Source organism: Riemerella anatipestifer ATCC 11845 = DSM 15868 (assembly GCF_000252855.1).
In the GTDB taxonomy this organism is placed as follows: Bacteria; Bacteroidota; Bacteroidia; order Flavobacteriales; family Weeksellaceae; genus Riemerella; species Riemerella anatipestifera.
Genome location: NC_017045.1, coordinates 1,144,878 through 1,159,713, shown reverse-complemented (window position 1 = coordinate 1,159,713; position 14,836 = coordinate 1,144,878). Strand labels below are relative to the sequence as shown.

18 protein-coding genes are annotated in these 14,836 nt (G+C 34.4%); 14 read left to right on the top strand and 4 right to left on the bottom strand.

Translation table 11 applies throughout. The features are described 5' to 3' along the window. Positions 1-83 precede the first annotated feature (83 nt). From ureA to tsaB, 11 genes are all read left to right on the top strand, one after another. Positions 84-389, top strand: a complete 306-nt coding sequence (gene ureA, locus RA0C_RS05600) for an urease subunit gamma (protein WP_004917284.1) — start codon at positions 84-86, stop codon at positions 387-389. Further along, the gene (ureB, locus tag RA0C_RS05595) at positions 389-778 is read left to right on the top strand and encodes an urease subunit beta (RefSeq protein WP_004917286.1); all 390 of its coding nucleotides are present in this window, start codon (positions 389-391) and stop codon (positions 776-778) included. Before ureA ends, ureB begins: the two co-directional genes overlap by 1 nt. Before the next feature lie 32 nt (positions 779-810). Further along, a complete protein-coding gene (ureC, locus tag RA0C_RS05590; protein WP_004917289.1) occupies positions 811-2,700 on the top strand; it encodes an urease subunit alpha in 1,890 nt (629 codons plus the stop codon). 18 nt (positions 2,701-2,718) lie between these two features. Further along, on the top strand, positions 2,719-3,222 hold the full coding sequence (locus RA0C_RS05585) for an urease accessory protein UreE (RefSeq protein WP_004917290.1): 504 nt from the start codon (positions 2,719-2,721) through the stop codon (positions 3,220-3,222). 3 nt (positions 3,223-3,225) lie between these two features. Then, positions 3,226-3,912: an urease accessory protein UreF gene (locus RA0C_RS05580; protein ID WP_004917292.1), complete on the top strand. Its 687-nt coding sequence runs from the start codon at positions 3,226-3,228 to the stop codon at positions 3,910-3,912. Positions 3,913-3,930: 18 nt separating this feature from the next. Continuing rightward, positions 3,931-4,542, top strand: coding sequence for an urease accessory protein UreG (ureG, locus tag RA0C_RS05575; protein ID WP_004917295.1), 612 nt, complete (start codon positions 3,931-3,933; stop codon positions 4,540-4,542). A 36-nt stretch (positions 4,543-4,578) separates the two neighbouring features. After that, entirely contained in the window at positions 4,579-5,586 is a 1,008-nt protein-coding gene (locus RA0C_RS05570; RefSeq protein ID WP_004917296.1) for an urease accessory protein UreD, read from the top strand. Next, positions 5,579-5,917, top strand: a complete 339-nt coding sequence (locus RA0C_RS05565) for a hydrogenase maturation nickel metallochaperone HypA/HybF (RefSeq protein WP_004917298.1) — start codon at positions 5,579-5,581, stop codon at positions 5,915-5,917. The genes RA0C_RS05570 and RA0C_RS05565 overlap by 8 nt, the downstream gene beginning before the upstream one ends. Positions 5,918-5,926: 9 nt before the next feature. Beyond that, complete coding sequence (gene hypB, locus RA0C_RS05560; RefSeq protein ID WP_004917299.1) at positions 5,927-6,634, top strand: hydrogenase nickel incorporation protein HypB; 708 nt, start codon at positions 5,927-5,929, stop codon at positions 6,632-6,634. Between the two features lie 11 nt (positions 6,635-6,645). Continuing rightward, entirely contained in the window at positions 6,646-7,803 is a 1,158-nt protein-coding gene (locus RA0C_RS05555; RefSeq protein WP_004917301.1) for a porin, read from the top strand. A 107-nt stretch (positions 7,804-7,910) separates the two neighbouring features. Then, entirely contained in the window at positions 7,911-8,585 is a 675-nt protein-coding gene (tsaB, locus tag RA0C_RS05550) for a tRNA (adenosine(37)-N6)-threonylcarbamoyltransferase complex dimerization subunit type 1 TsaB (RefSeq protein ID WP_004917303.1), read from the top strand. A gap of 5 nt (positions 8,586-8,590) precedes the next feature. On the opposite strand, the gene porW is transcribed toward tsaB, so the two are convergent. The 4 genes from porW to RA0C_RS05530 all read right to left on the bottom strand — a co-directional run bounded on the left by porW (position 8,591) and on the right by RA0C_RS05530 (position 12,977). After that, the gene (porW, locus tag RA0C_RS05545) at positions 8,591-11,056 is read right to left on the bottom strand and encodes a type IX secretion system periplasmic lipoprotein PorW/SprE (RefSeq protein ID WP_004917305.1); all 2,466 of its coding nucleotides are present in this window, start codon (positions 11,054-11,056) and stop codon (positions 8,591-8,593) included. Positions 11,057-11,120: 64 nt separating this feature from the next. Next, entirely contained in the window at positions 11,121-11,699 is a 579-nt protein-coding gene (locus RA0C_RS05540; RefSeq protein WP_004917307.1) for a Maf family protein, read from the bottom strand. A 17-nt stretch (positions 11,700-11,716) separates the two neighbouring features. After that, positions 11,717-12,235, bottom strand: coding sequence for a KdsC family phosphatase (locus RA0C_RS05535; RefSeq protein ID WP_004917309.1), 519 nt, complete (start codon positions 12,233-12,235; stop codon positions 11,717-11,719). Next, a complete protein-coding gene (locus RA0C_RS05530) occupies positions 12,225-12,977 on the bottom strand; it encodes a Rossmann-like and DUF2520 domain-containing protein (RefSeq protein ID WP_004917311.1) in 753 nt (250 codons plus the stop codon). The genes RA0C_RS05535 and RA0C_RS05530 overlap by 11 nt, the downstream gene beginning before the upstream one ends. Before the next feature lie 302 nt (positions 12,978-13,279). On the opposite strand from RA0C_RS05530, the gene rplC reads away from it, so the two are divergent. Genes rplC through rplW form a run of 3 tightly spaced genes read left to right on the top strand, consistent with a single transcriptional unit; the run spans position 13,280 to position 14,817 of the window. Then, the gene (rplC, locus tag RA0C_RS05525; protein ID WP_004917312.1) at positions 13,280-13,903 is read left to right on the top strand and encodes a 50S ribosomal protein L3; all 624 of its coding nucleotides are present in this window, start codon (positions 13,280-13,282) and stop codon (positions 13,901-13,903) included. Next, positions 13,894-14,523 carry a 50S ribosomal protein L4 gene (rplD, locus tag RA0C_RS05520; RefSeq protein ID WP_004917315.1) on the top strand — a complete coding sequence of 210 codons (630 nt, stop codon included), beginning with the start codon at positions 13,894-13,896 and terminating at the stop codon, positions 14,521-14,523. The genes rplC and rplD overlap by 10 nt, the downstream gene beginning before the upstream one ends. Before the next feature lie 3 nt (positions 14,524-14,526). After that, positions 14,527-14,817 (top strand): 50S ribosomal protein L23, encoded by a 291-nt coding sequence (gene rplW, locus RA0C_RS05515; protein ID WP_004917317.1) that lies wholly within the window; start codon positions 14,527-14,529, stop codon positions 14,815-14,817. Positions 14,818-14,836: the final 19 nt, after the last annotated feature.

The following is a 14,836-nucleotide window of genomic DNA, read 5'->3' as shown; positions in this document are numbered from 1 at the left end:
TATTATTGTAGGGCTTATGTGTAAACATAAGATTTATAATAGATTATGTTAATAAAAAATAATACTATAAATATTGGTTAACTATGCGATTAACACCAAGAGAAGTTGAGAAATTGTTGCTTCACCAAGCTGGTGAATTAGCAGCAAAGCGTTTAAAACGTGGAGTGAAACTGAACTATCCAGAAAGTATTGCTTATATTTCAAGCGAATTGATGGAAGCGGCTAGAGACGGTAAGATGACCGTAGCAGAGATGATGGACTGGGGGACTAAACTTTTAACGAGAGATCAAGTGATGGAGGGTGTTCCAGAAATGATTCATGATGTTCAAATTGAATGTTTGTTCCCAGATGGAAATAAATTAGTAACCGTTCATGACCCTATAAGATAATGGCAAAAAAAGTAAGTCAAAGTTCAGGCATGATACCTGGGCAAATTATCCTAAGAAAAGAAGATATTGTTTGTAACAAAGGTAAAAATACAGTATCTATAGAAGTTAAAAATGAAGGAGATCGCCCTATACAGGTGGGTTCTCATTATCATTTTTTTGAAGTGAATAAGAAACTCTCTTTTGATAGAGAAAAGGCTTATGGGATGAGACTTAACATACCGGCAAGTACGGCTGTTAGGTTTGAGCCAGGAGAAAAGAAACAAGTGATTTTAGTAGAACTAGGAGGTAATAAAGTGGTTTACGGGCATAATGGTTTGGTTAATGGGAAGTTGGAAGGCTCAAAAGACAAGGCTTTAGATAAGGCAAAAAAAGAAGGTTTTATAAAATAGCCTAACCTCAAATCATTTAAATGTAGAAAAATATGTCAACAGAAGATAAGAATATCAATCTAGAACCAGACCACAACTTAGAATCAGGAGATAACTGGTCAAGAAGAGAGTGGATTAAAGTGGTGGGTGTGGCTACAGCAGGGCTTTCACTTATGGGTATAAGTCCTTTGTTAGCTCAAAATAGTACAGATGTTAAGTTTGAAAACGGAGCCCTTTATGTAAAAAGAGAAACTTATGCATCTCTTTTTGGAGCTACTGTGGGAGATAAAATTCGTCTAGCAGATACAGAGCTATTTATAGAAATAGAAAAAGACTTCCAAACTTATGGTGAAGAAAATAAATTTGGAGGAGGTAAAACTATTCGTGACGGGATGGGTCAGTCATCAACGGTAACGGATAAAGATTGCTTAGATATGTGTATTCTAGGGGCTGTTATTATTGACCACTGGGGAATTGTGAAGGCAGACATCGGAATAAAAGATGGAAAAATAGTGGGTGTAGGTAAGGCAGGTAACCCAGATACTCAAGATGGTGTGTCTCCTAATATGATTATTGGTCCAGCAACAGAGGTACATGGTGGTTGGGGATATATTGTAACCGCAGGAGGAATAGATACTCATATTCATTACATTTGTCCAGAAATTGCTGATACAGCCTTATATAGTGGAGTTACAACTCTAATAGGGGGAGGTACAGGACCTAACGATGGTACCAATGCAACTACAGTTACAGGAGGTAAACATTTTATTAAGAGAATGTTGCAGTCTTCAGAAGGGATACCTGTTAATACTGGCTTTTTTGGTAAGGGGAATGTAACTAATATTAAAGCACAAGCCGAAATGATTAAAGCGGGAGCTTGTGGTACCAAAATTCATGAGGATTGGGGTTCAACACCTGCAGCGATAGATGCAGCATTATCTGTTGCGGATAAATATGATGTGCAGGTGGCTATCCACTCAGATACTTTAAATGAAGCAGGTTACTTAGAAGATACTGTAAAGGCTATTGATGGAAGAGTAATCCATACTTTCCATACTGAGGGTGCAGGAGGAGGACACGCTCCTGATATTATGAAGATAGCAATGTATCCTAACATTTTACCATCTTCTACCAACCCTACAAAACCATATACTATCAACACGGCGGCAGAGCATTTAGATATGCTTATTGTTTGTCATCACTTAGACCCTAATAGTAAAACAGATTTAGCCTTTGCAGATTCAAGAATTCGTCCTTCTACTATTGCAGCGGAAGATATTTTACAAGACTTGGGTGTAATTAGTATGATGAGTTCAGACTCTCAAGCAATGGGTAGAGTTGGAGAGGTAGTTTGTAGAACTTGGCAGACTGCACATAAGATGAAGATTCAAAGAGGTGCTCTTCCAGAAGATAAAAAAGGAAACGATAATTACAGAGTGAAGAGATATGTATCTAAGTATACTATAAATCCAGCTTTAACTCATGGTATATCAGAGTACGTGGGTTCAGTAGAACCTGGAAAAATAGCAGACTTAGTTCTTTGGAAACCAGAAATGTTTGGTGTAAAACCAGAAATTATCTACAAAGCAGGTATGATAGTGGCCTCTAAAATGGGAGATCCTAACGCATCTATACCTACACCACAGCCAATTATTTACAGAAAAATGTTTGGTGCATTTGGAGATGCTTTAACAGAGACTTCTTTTAACTTTGTATCTAAATATTCTGTAGATAGTGGGGTAATAGATTCTTATGGGCTTAAGAAAAAATGCTTACCAGTTAAAGGATGTAGAGATGTTAAAAAGAAAGATATGATTCATAACAACGCTACACCTAATATAGAAATTAATCCAGAAACATACGAAGTGAAAGTAGATGGTAAAGTGCAAACTTGTGAGCCTCTAAAAGAGCTTCCTATGGCACAAAGGTATTTATTGTTCTAAAAATCAAAACTTAAGTAAATGAAAATAATGGTAATAGAGATATTACCATTATTTTTAAAAAATACTTTGTATAGAATGGTTATTATAGAAGAGGTAAAGAAAGGAGTGAACACTGAGGGCTTGGTGAAAGATATACTGCAGATAGAGTGGTACGAAACATCAAAAACCATTATGAGGAGAAAAACCGTAGGTGGAAAGGAAATAGCTATTCGGAAGAATAGTAGAGTTCCACTTCAAGATGGAGATATTCTTTGGAGTGATGAACAGTCTTATATAGAGGTGGTAATTAAACCATGTGAGTGCATTGTAGTAAAGCCTAGAAATATAAAAGAGATGGGGATTGTTTGTTTCGAAATAGGCAATATGCATCTTCCAATCTATATAGACGATGATAATCAGGTAAATGTAGCCTATGAAGCCCCTTTATTTAATTTTTTGGAAAGGAGTCGGTATTCTATTGATATAGAAACTAAGAAACTTTTACAAACCAATATGCTTACCATTCATCAAATAAAGAGATAAAAAATGCAACAATTACTCACACTTTTACAGATTAATGACTCTATGTTTCCCATAGGAAGTTTTACTCATTCTTATGGATTAGAAACTTATGTAGATAAAGGCTTGGTTAATAATAATGAAACTGCTAAAAAATATGCTACTAATATGCTAAAATATAGTGTATTTTATAATGATGCAGCTTTCTTAAACAAGGCTTGGAAGATATGTAGTAAAAGAAAAGTGTGGAAAAAAATAGAAGAGTTAGATGATTTATTAACCGCTCTTAAAGCACCTTATGAGATAAGGAATGCTAGTCATAAGTTAGCCATAAGGTTTTTAAAACTAGCTTTAGAGCTTAAGTCCTATCCTTTTGCTCAAAAATACTTAGATGCAATACAAAGTAACAAGATTAATGGACATTACGCTATTGCATTTGGTATTTATGCCCAACTTTCAGGGATAGAAAGGGAAGATGCGCTTAGAGCATTTTATTACAATACATTAAATGGCATAGTAACCAATTGTGCTAAGATTGTTCCTATTAGTCAAACGGTAGGACAGAAGATATTATTTGACTTAAAAGAGGAAATAGAAAGTTTGGTGCAGAAGCAAGATGATTTAGATGAAGATATGATGGGGCTATGTTGCATAGGTCAAGAAATAAGATGTATGCAACACGAAAAACTGTATACAAGAATTTATATTTCCTAAATAAAAAAATATTAAAATATGAGTAGACCATACGTTAAAATAGGAGTTGCAGGACCAGTAGGTTCTGGTAAAACCGCTCTAATAGAAGCACTCACTAGAAAGATGAGTGAGGATTACAGTATCTGCGTTGTAACCAATGACGTTTATACAAGAGAAGATGCTGAGTTTATGATTAAAAACTCTAAACTTCCAGCTGAGCGTATTCGTGGGGTAGAAACGGGAGGGTGTCCTCATACCGCTATTAGAGAAGATGCTTCAATGAATTTAGAAGCAGTAGAAGATTTAGTTAAAAATCATCCTGATACACAGATTGTTTTTATAGAAAGTGGTGGAGATAATTTAGCCTCTACCTTCAGTCCAGATTTAGCAGATGTTACTATATTCGTAATAGATGTGGCTGAAGGTGAGAAAATTCCAAGAAAAGGAGGTCCAGGAATAACTCGCTCAGACTTATTGCTTATCAATAAAGTAGATTTAGCTCCATATGTTGGTGCTAGTATAGAAGTTATGGAGAGAGATACAAAAAAAATGAGAGGGGAGAAGCCTTATCTTAAAAGTAATTTGAAAACGAAGGAAGGTGTAGATGATGTAATTGAATGGATTAAAAAATATGCATTACTAGAAGCGTAGTGTTAAAATATATCTATAAATAAATACTATACAGGGATGAATATTAATAAGGATAATTCTATCAAAAGTAAGATAAAGATAAGTTGTAATAAGCAGGGAGCCAAAACTTTTTTGGTGGATAGCTATTTTGACATCCCGTATAAGCTAGTTCATTATGGTAGTTCTCAGAGGACTAATCACCTAGAAGTAATACAGATGTGCTCTTCTCCAGGAGTGATGGATGGGGATAGTTTGGATATGGAGGTAATTTGTGGGGAGAATACAGAGTTTAAGCTCTTTACGCAATCGTTCAATAAAATACATCCAATGCCTAAGGGTAAAGGAGCTGAACAATTTTTTAAGTTCAAACTAAAATCTGGAGCTGTATTTCAGTTTTTGCCACACCCTACCATACCTTATGAAAAATCAATTTTTTATGCCAATAATGAAATCACTTTAGAAGAAGATTCTCATCTAATTTGGGGTGATATTATTAGTGGAGGCAGAATCTATTCAGGAGAAAAATTTCTATTTAAAAAGTATCATACAAGAACCAAAATTTATAGGGATTCTAAATTAATACTTTTTGATAATCAATTAATAGAGCCAGAGGAGCAGCCTATAGAAGATATGCTTTTTTTTGAAGGATATACTCATCAAGCTACCTTAGTTATCGTAAGTTCTTTTGCAGATGAGTTTAAAAAAGAATTAGACGAAATTTTGCTTGAACAATTTACAGATGTTACCTACGGCTTCACTTCTTGTGCTAAAAATGCACTAATGATACGAGTTTTAGGAGATAGTGGTGAAGCATTATACGAATGGATGAATAGTCTAGCAACTATGGCATGGGAGTTTGTTAAGTATAAAAATAAACAAAATGTGAATGTAGAGGCTGATTCACAAGTAAAGCAGATTCCAATAGAGGCAAAGGAAACAAAGGTTAAAGAGTCTAAGGCAAAACCTAAAACGAAGACTAGTACTAAAAAAACATCAAAAACTGTCTCAAAGGAGAAAAATAAAACCATAAGTTCTACTTCAAAAAAGAATAAGAAAGATGCATGAAGTCCCGATTGTTAAAGATATAGTTAAAAACTTAGAAGAACATTACGGAGATAGGTTTAAAGAGATTTCTAAGGTAAAGGTAGAGGCAGGATTACTTTCTAATGTTCAGCCAATACTTATTCAAAATGCCTTTGAAGCTATGATTATAGAAGATCCACGATTAGAAAATATAGATTTAGAAGTGGTTTTACTTCCTATAATAGCCTATTGTAGTAACTGTGATAAAGATTTTGAAGTAAAGAGGCATAAGTTTGTATGTGATTGTGGGACACCTTCTCGCACGATAAAACAAGGTGAAGAATTAAGAATTAGTGAAGTTGAATTTTTTTAAACAATAGTTATGAGTAATATAAAACCTAAAAGTAATAGAATGGCTGTAGGTTCTGTACAGTGTGATAATACAACCTTAAATCTACTTAAAGCTAACGATTTTGTAGCTAAATCTATCAAAGAAAGACTAACAGACATGCTTGTGGTAAATATTTGTTCCTCTCCAGGGAGTGGTAAAACTACATTATTACAAGAAACAGGAAGACGCCTCGGAAAAGAGCTTAATCTAGCAGTTTTAGTAGGCGATCCAGAGACAGAAAGAGATGCTGTGCGACTAAAAGAAGTAGGTATAAATGCACTGCAAATTGTTACAGGAGGTATGTGTCATATAGAAGCACAGATGATTTACCAAGCTCTAGATCACATAGATTTATCGGGCGTAGATATTTTGTTTATAGAAAATGTGGGTAACCTACTATGTCCCTCCGCTTTTGATTTAGGAGAAGATTATCGTGTAACACTTCTTGCATCTACAGAAGGAGATGATAAGCCTAAAAAATATCCACGAATGTTTCTTACAAGTGAATTGATGTTAGTTTCAAAATCAGACTTGTTGCCATATGTGCCGTTTTCTGTAGAAGCAGTTACAAAAGATGCAAGAGAGGTTAATAGTGATATAGAAGTAATTCCTATTAGTACTCTTAATGGAGATGGAATAGACGAGTGGTGCCAATGGCTCAAGAAAAAAATGAAGGAAAAGAAAGAAAGACAACAATAAAATAATTAAATATGAAAAAGAAGCTTTTATTCCTCCTCGTTTGTCCAGTAAGCTTTTTATTTGGACAAGCAGATTCTACTAATATTCTCAAAAACTTTACCAAGAATACCGAAGTTAATATTCTTTTTAGAAGTGCATTAGAGTTTACAGATGTTCATCAAAATCAAGATGCTCTTAGGTTGAATGAGGCAAGAATGGAAGTACAGGGGAATGTGGTAGAAAATTTAAAGTATAGAGTAAGATATAGACTAAACAGAACTCAAGCTCAACTGAGTTTAGATAATGCACCTAGCTCTTTAGATATTGCCTATATAGATTATAAATTTGGTAAGACAAATAAATGGAATATAGTTTTGGGTAAGCAAGCTAATGATTTTGGTAGCTGGGAGTTTGAAAATAATCCAACCTTTGAATATGTCTACTCTGACTATATCAATAGGCAACAGAATATATTTACAATGGGTGCTAAGTTAGCCTACCAGATAGATGAAAACAATAGTATAAGGGTTCAAGCTTTTAATACCAGTAATCACAACTTCTCAACATTACATAAGCAGAGAGCTTACATTACTAATGGGTTGGAAGCAGCTAAAATTCCGCTGGGATTTAACTTAACTTGGAGAGGTGATTTTTTTAATAAAACATTTAAAACGTTCTATTCGGTAGCAACTTCTCAAATTGCTAAAGGAGAGCAAAATTTCCAAGTAGCATTAGGGAATAAATTGGTTACAGATAACTTAGAAGTCTACTTAGATTTACATCATACCAATATGGCTGTAGATTATACTAATATTGCTTCTTCTGTTATTAACCAATATAGAGGAGCTATAGTATCAGATTATGAGCCTTATTTTTCTAAAAATATTCAGTTTCAGACGGCTGTACTGAGATTAGATTATAAGATAACTCCAAAATTTATTATTACAGGCAAAAGCATTTACGAAAGAGCAAATGATAGGTCTGAAAATGGTTTAGGCAATGGCTTAAGGCAGAATCAAACTAATATGATAGGTTTAGAGTATAAGCCTATTGCAAGCCAAGATTTTAAATTTTTTGGATATTTTTCTAATACTAATATAACGCATAATAAAATGGTTAAAACTTACGTGCCTAATACAAGCCAAAATATGTTTTCGGTTGGTGTTCTGTACTTCTTAAAGGCATTGTAGACTTATCATAATATTTATAACACAAAAAAGAGTTGCTTTTATATAAAGAGTAGCTCTTTTTTTATATCTCACAAAGACATTTCATATATTTGTAGGAAAAATAGTCGATGGTTATTTTACATCTTGAAACATCATCTAAAAATTGCTCTGTTGCTATCTCTAAAGGGAAAGAGTTACTTTGCTTATGCGAAGAAGTGTCCGAAAACTATAAACAAAGTGAAAGTCTGCATACTTTTGTGGAATGGGCTTTAGAAGGAGCAGAACTAACTCTAAAAGATATAGAAGCCGTTTCATTAGGTATGGGACCTGGGTCTTATACAGGACTAAGGATAGGGGCGGCTTCGGCTAAGGGTTTTTGCTATGGGCTTAAAATTCCGTTGGTTGCTGTAAACTCTTTAGAAACTATGGTAGAACCTTTTATAAGTCAAGGATTTGATTTTATAATCCCCATGGTAGATGCCAGAAGAATGGAAGTTTATACTTCGGTATTTGATGGCAAAACAGGGGTAGTAGTTTCGGAAACGGAAGCCAAAATTCTAGATGAGTTTTCGTTTGAAGATTATAAAGACTACAAAGTTCTTTTCGTGGGAGATGGGGCGACCAAAGCACAAACGGTTTTAAACCTACCTAATGCCTCCTATAAGTCAGAGGTTTACCCTTCAGCAGAATACCTTATCAAGAAAGCTTTAAATAAGGCTATGAACAAAGAGTGGGAGGATGTCGCTTATTTTGAACCTTTTTATTTAAAAGATTTTCAAGGTGTAAAACGAAAAGCAAAGTAGGCTTTCTATTTTGGACTAACTTTGATAGTTTCTTTTTGTAATTTTTGTTTTCTAAGTTCGTTAAGATTAATTTGTGGTGGAACGGTAGAAGGGGCTAGATTGAGGTTAGGAGCTTCCTCTTCATGGTCTTTCGCCGTTTCGTCAGTTACTGTTATACTCACGCTAGGTTGTGCTGTCTTGCTTTGTTCGGTGATAGGTGTTTTTAAATCACTACTAAGATAAGCCAACATTTGTTTTGCTTTTTCGCCTTCGGGGAGTTTTTCGTAGTTTAGGGAAATCTGTTGCAATTGTAAAATCATGATTTCTTTACCCACTGTTTTCCCTGTATTAAATGCATTAAGCAACGATAACTTCGGTAATAGAGCGTCTTTAGGATAAGCTTCTATTGTTTTTTCTATAAGGGCTTTGCTGTCCTCATATTTTTCTTCTATGTAGAGTTGATAGGCTTGTTTATAGATGTTCTCTACTTCCGACGAAGCGACACCCAAGCCTCCACGCTTAGGATTTTTTACAAATTCTGCATAATGAGTGTAAGGGAACTCACTAATAATAATGTTTTTGGCTTTCTGTGCCTCTTGCGGATTTTTCTCATAGTTAATAGAAAATATTTGATACAACGCCTGAAGTTTTACATCTTCTTTTGGTTGAGCGTTTACTAAGTCAAATAGTGTTTTAGTGGCAAGTTTGGTATTAGAAAAAATATTTTCATACATCATACCTAATCCTAGTGATGCGGTATCTCTATCTTGCTTGAGTTGAGCGATGTCTTGAGCGTTGGTAGGAATTTTCTCTATATAAAACTCAGGTTCAAATCTTCTTGGATTTTTAACTTCCGTTTTACCGAGAGCTTCGTTTTTGAGGTCTTCTATAGAAGTGGTTTTTGATGAATAACGCCAATTATCAGCAAGAGCTCTTTCTCCCCAAATTTGTTTAAAGTTGGCTTGTCCTTTAGATACGGTTGTGAGATTATCAAAGTAAAAACCTTTAGTAGAAGTACCAAAATCAGCAAATCCTCTCGTGCTATTTGTACCAAAGGTATTGTCCAAAACAAAATCAGCTACTTTAAACTCTTTTTCTTTAGAGGCTTTTAATTTTTCTGCTTCCTCTTTAGCTTCTTTAGCTTTTAGTTTTTCTATTTGTTGGTTAAAGTAAGCCAGCCTTTGCTGGTCGTTCATTTTGGTGAGAGCCAAGATGCTATCGTTCTTTTTAATGAGGTAATAGTTTTTAGAGATTTTTTTAATATCCGTAGAGAATGTTTTCAATTCTTCTCTTTGAGGAGCATAGGTCATTTGGGTAACGGCACTGTCGTAATAAACTCCAGCACTTAGATAATCCTCTTTTTCTAAATATTTCTTTCCGATTTCATAGTAGGTAAGCCCTCGTATTTGTCCATCGGAAACTTTTTCTTTCAACGACTTTTGGAAGAACTTGTTAGCTTCTTCCTCTTTTCCTGCCTTCATTGCCATAAGTCCCAAAGCGTAATAGAACTCGTTTTTTCTAGAGGCGTAAGTTCCTTTTTTGGATATTTTTTCTAGATAAGTTTTCAGACTTTCGTAGTCTTCTTTTTTAGAATTGTCGAAAGTCTTGGCTATTTCTATTTGAGATTTTACTTCAAATTCAAAATTATTAGCCTTTTGATAAGCAGTTACAAAGCTTTCTCTAGCTTCTTCGTTACGATCTAATTTAGATAAAATTTGTCCTCTTAAAAAGGCGATACGACTTCTTAAGTTTTTGTTTTTATTTAGAGCATAGGCTTGGGCTAATTCTTCTACGGCAGCCTCTTTTTGCCCTGATTGAAGCAAACTTTCTGCGTAGAAAAGACTTAATAATTTTTTGTTATTTTTGCTTAGTTTCTCCTCTTTTAGAGCCATAAAAATCTCATTAGCTTTGTAATGGTCTTTCATTAAAGAGAAAATTTTGGCTTCATATATTTTAGCGAGAGGCAATCTTTTGTCCTCTTTCATGTGAGAAAAAATATAATTAAGAGCATCTAAGGCTTCTAGGTATTTTTCTTGATACATTCTTGCTTTTGCAAGCATAATTTGAGCTTCAAATATTCTTTTGTTTTTTTCTTTTCCATCGAAAAGCATAGAGTGTTGTTCTATGGTTTTTAATGCTTTAGCTTCTGATATTTCAAGAACGGACATTCCTTTCTTACTGTTAGGAGAGTTATAAGATATAGAGGAAGCTCCTGCCGCAAATGGAGCATTTTGAGTGTCCGATGTGCTTTTTTCACTTTCTACTTCGTGGTCGTTATCAAAAGTGAGTAGTTTAATATAAGGTTGGTAGAAATTATCTTGATGACTATTTTTACGTGTGTTAAGTTCACTTTCTAAAGCATCTTTACTATTGAATAGGGTGTTGTAATAGGCATAAAAGTTTTGATAATTCCTATTAACAAAAGTATTCTTTCTAGGAGAACAAGCAACGGCAAGTGCCAATATAATTAAAAAATAGCTGTACTTTTTCATTTGATGTTTTAACTACACAAAGCCTCTTTTATTGTTAGGCTTCGAGAAAATTTGTGTAAAAATACTATTTTTTAACAGAAAGAATAGTATTTAAAGCACTTAATTGTTGATAAACCAAGTGAGTAGGTAACCCCATAATAGTATAAAAACTACCTTCTACTTTTTCTATTTTAGCCATACCTAGCCACTCTTGTATGCCGTAAGCTCCAGCTTTGTCGTAGGGCTTATAGTTTTCTATATAGTAGGAAATTTCCTCATCGGTCAGGTGAGAAAAGTACACTGTAGATTTATCGGTTAGTGTTAAGGTTTTTGTGGAAGTTTTGATGCAAACCGAAGTGTAAACATTATGACTATTATCCGAAAGTCTTTTGAGCATTTTTTTTGCTTCGGCTTCATTTTTTGGTTTCCCTAAAACTTTATTATCAAAAGTAACGATGGTATCTGCAGTTAATAAAACCTCTCCTTCGGAAAGAGGGCGGAATGCATTGGCTTTTAGTTCCGAAAGGAAACCCGCTACCTTGTCTATTTCTAAATCACTTGGGTAGATTTCATCACAATTTATAGAAACAATCTCAAAGTCAAAGCCTAGTTGATTTAAAAGCTCTTTCCTTCTTGGAGATTGTGATGCTAAATATAATTTCATTGAATCGTCCTTGTTTTTTATATTGAGCGAGTATCGTCTTCTTGCCAATTTCCTTGGACTTTCAATACTTGCTCGATAACGTCTCTTACTGCACCTTTACCTCCATAAATAGGGGAGATATAATCTGCAATAGCTTTTACTTCTGGCACTGCATTCGGTGGGCAGGTGCTTAGAGCGGAAGCCTTCATCATTTCTATATCGGGTAAATCGTCTCCCATGGTTAAAATTTCTTCGTCTTTTAAATTGTGTTTGCTTTTGAAATCTTCATAATCTATGATTTTTTTTGAGGATTTAGGGTAATAATCTACGATGCCTAGATAATGCAAGCGATGTTTTACCATAGGGTCGTCTCCGCCTGTAATGATGCCTATTTTGTATCCTTTTTTTACAGCCTTTACTACCGCATAGCCATCAAGAACATTCATTGTACGGCACATACTACCGTCGGGCATTAGATAGATACTACCATCTGTAAAAACGCCATCTACATCAAATACGAAGGCCTTTATTTTACTTAAATTTTGTTTATAACTCATACATTTTTTTTATAGATTGATTCATTAAATTGTATATCCCTAATTGAGTTTCATCTGTTATCAATTGCCTGTGAAGTTCTAAAACTCTAGTATCATTTCTTACCGCAGGACCTGTTTGGGCTTTCTTCGGGTCTAGGTAATAGATTTTGTCCATAGTCTCCTCTATAAGAGGAATGAAGTAATTGAACGGAATATTTTGGCTGTCGGCTATCTCTTTTGCTCTAGCATAGAGGTGGTTTACAAAGTTGCACGCAAATACGGCGGTGAGGTGTATGTATTTTCTTTTCTCATAATCTGCCTCTTGAACTCTAGGAGAAATTCTGAGGGCTAAATTTTTCAGAATATCTAAATCTTGTGGATTTTCAGCCTCTATAAAAAACGGAATTTCTGTGTAATCAAGAACTTTACTTTTAGAAAAAGTTTGCAATGGATAAAAGCACCCCTTTCTGTGATTTCCTTCTAAAACATCTTTAGGCATAGAGCCAGAAGTGTGTACTACCAATGCGTTTTCATTTTTAATAATTTGTGAAACTTCTGCTATAACATCATCTTTTACACAAATAATGTATAGGTCGGCATTTCGTAGAGTATTGATGGAATAGGGGACTTGTGTAGTTTCAGACATGAGTTTTAAGGCTTCCTCGTTTCGTCCAAATAGTTGAGAAACCTTTATGTTTGCTTCATGAAAAGCATTATTGAGGTGGAACGCCACATTGCCAGAACCTATAATTACTATTTCCATTCAACAAATATAAGGATTTCTAAAACATTATAAAAGGCGAGATTTAGTAATTGAATTACACGTCAGAATAAATGATTTTTTTGAACTTTAAGCGGAGTTTTTGCGATGAGGTAAATCTTTTATAATAAATAAATTAAGGTTGGAGTAAAAATTTAACTTATTGTTTGTCAGTAAAAAAAATCTTTGTATATTTGCACACTCAATTTTTGGGAAAAGTATGTCTTTTTCTCATTGGTAAATATTGAGTTTTTGATTTAAGTAATTGAAATTTAATTAAATAATAATAATTTTAATTTTTAATAATGTCAGGTATTATTGGAAAAAAAATCGGAATGACTTCGTTGTTTGATGAGTCTGGGAAAAATATTCCTTGTACTGTTATTCAAGCAGGTCCATGTTCGGTTTTACAGGTCAGAACCGTAGAAAAAGATGGCTATGTAGGCTATCAGTTAGGTTTCGATGACAAGAGTGAGAAGAATGTCGGTAAGGCATTGGCTGGTCATTTTAAAAAGGCTGGTTCAACTCCTAAGGCTAAATTGCACGAATTCCACCATGGGTTCGATAATTTGCAAGTAGGAGATGAAGTAACTGTTAAATTATTCTCAGAAGGAGAGTATGTAGATGTTACAGGTACTTCTAAAGGTAAAGGATTTCAAGGGGTAGTTAAAAGACATGGTTTCGGCGGTGTAATGCAGGCTACTCACGGGCAGCACAACAGATTGAGAGCTCCAGGTTCTATTGGTGCGGGTTCAGACCCATCAAGAGTATTTAAGGGCTTAAGAATGGCTGGTAGAATGGGAGGTAAGCAGGTAACTGTTCAGAACCTTCAAGTGTTAAAAGTAGATGAAGAACAAAATCTTTTAGTGGTAAAAGGTGCTGTTCCGGGAGCTAAAAATTCTTATGTAATTATCAGAAGATGGAACTAGTAGTATTAAATATTCAAGGGAAAGAAACCGGAAGAAAAGTGTCTTTAGATGAGGCTATCTTCGGAATAGAGCCAAATCAGCACGCGGTTTACTTAGAGATAAAGCAGTATCTTGCTGCACAGCGTCAAGGAACTCATAAGGCTAAGGAAAGAAGTGAAATTACAGCTTCTACTAAAAAGCTTAAGAAGCAAAAAGGTTCTGGTTCTGCTAGATACGGGGATATCAAGTCTCCTGTATTCAAAGGTGGAGGTAGAGTTTTTGGTCCTAAGCCAAGAGATTATAGATTTAAGTTAAATAAAGCACTTAAGAGATTGGCTAAAAAATCTGTTCTTTCTCAAAAAATGAGAGATAACAATGTTAAGGTATTAGAAGATTTTTCTTTTGAAACTCCTAAAACTAAAGAATTTATCAATGTGGTAAATGCATTAGGATTAGAAGGTAAGAAGTCTTTATTTGTACTAGGAGAAGCTAACAAGAATGTGTACTTGTCTTCAAGAAATTTACCTAAGGCTAAAGTAATGAATTTCAATGAAATTTCTTCTTATGACTTAGTAAATGCAGGAGAAGTTGTATTCTTAGAAGGTGCGGTAGAAAAGTTTCAAGAAAATTTAAGAAAATAAATCATGTCAGTAATCATAAAACCAATTATTTCAGAAAAGGCTTCTAATTTGTCTGATTTGAGAGGCGTTTACAGTTTCTTAGTAGATACTAAAGCGAATAAAATCCAAATCAAACAAGCGGTGGAAGAAGCTTATGGTGTAAAGGTAGCAGATGTAAGAACAATGATTTATGCTCCTAAAGTTTCTGCTAAGTACACTAAAAAAGGACTTCAAGTTGGGAAAACCAACAAATTGAAAAAAGCAATGGTTCAGCTTGTAGAAGGTGAATTTATTGATGTATTTGCAACTAATTAATAATTTATAAATAATAGTA

Excerpts from the sequence above, each read along its gene's own strand:
- RA0C_RS05555 (WP_004917301.1), top strand. The coding sequence starts at position 6,646 with ATGAAAAAGAAGCTTTTATTCCTCCTCGTTTGTCCAGTAAGCTTTTTA.
- RA0C_RS05530 (WP_004917311.1), bottom strand. The coding sequence starts at position 12,977 with ATGGAAATAGTAATTATAGGTTCTGGCAATGTGGCGTTCCACCTCAAT.
- ureB (WP_004917286.1), top strand. The coding sequence starts at position 389 with ATGGCAAAAAAAGTAAGTCAAAGTTCAGGCATGATACCTGGGCAAATT.
- porW (WP_004917305.1), bottom strand. The coding sequence starts at position 11,056 with ATGAAAAAGTACAGCTATTTTTTAATTATATTGGCACTTGCCGTTGCT.
- ureA (WP_004917284.1), top strand. The coding sequence starts at position 84 with ATGCGATTAACACCAAGAGAAGTTGAGAAATTGTTGCTTCACCAAGCT.
- RA0C_RS05535 (WP_004917309.1), bottom strand. The coding sequence starts at position 12,235 with ATGAGTTATAAACAAAATTTAAGTAAAATAAAGGCCTTCGTATTTGAT.
- RA0C_RS05565 (WP_004917298.1), top strand. The coding sequence starts at position 5,579 with ATGCATGAAGTCCCGATTGTTAAAGATATAGTTAAAAACTTAGAAGAA.
- hypB (WP_004917299.1), top strand. The coding sequence starts at position 5,927 with ATGAGTAATATAAAACCTAAAAGTAATAGAATGGCTGTAGGTTCTGTA.
- RA0C_RS05580 (WP_004917292.1), top strand. The coding sequence starts at position 3,226 with ATGCAACAATTACTCACACTTTTACAGATTAATGACTCTATGTTTCCC.
- RA0C_RS05570 (WP_004917296.1), top strand. The coding sequence starts at position 4,579 with ATGAATATTAATAAGGATAATTCTATCAAAAGTAAGATAAAGATAAGT.
- RA0C_RS05540 (WP_004917307.1), bottom strand. The coding sequence starts at position 11,699 with ATGAAATTATATTTAGCATCACAATCTCCAAGAAGGAAAGAGCTTTTA.
- ureC (WP_004917289.1), top strand. The coding sequence starts at position 811 with ATGTCAACAGAAGATAAGAATATCAATCTAGAACCAGACCACAACTTA.
- ureG (WP_004917295.1), top strand. The coding sequence starts at position 3,931 with ATGAGTAGACCATACGTTAAAATAGGAGTTGCAGGACCAGTAGGTTCT.
- tsaB (WP_004917303.1), top strand. The coding sequence starts at position 7,911 with ATGGTTATTTTACATCTTGAAACATCATCTAAAAATTGCTCTGTTGCT.
- rplC (WP_004917312.1), top strand. The coding sequence starts at position 13,280 with ATGTCAGGTATTATTGGAAAAAAAATCGGAATGACTTCGTTGTTTGAT.
- rplW (WP_004917317.1), top strand. The coding sequence starts at position 14,527 with ATGTCAGTAATCATAAAACCAATTATTTCAGAAAAGGCTTCTAATTTG.
- RA0C_RS05585 (WP_004917290.1), top strand. The coding sequence starts at position 2,719 with ATGAAAATAATGGTAATAGAGATATTACCATTATTTTTAAAAAATACT.
- rplD (WP_004917315.1), top strand. The coding sequence starts at position 13,894 with ATGGAACTAGTAGTATTAAATATTCAAGGGAAAGAAACCGGAAGAAAA.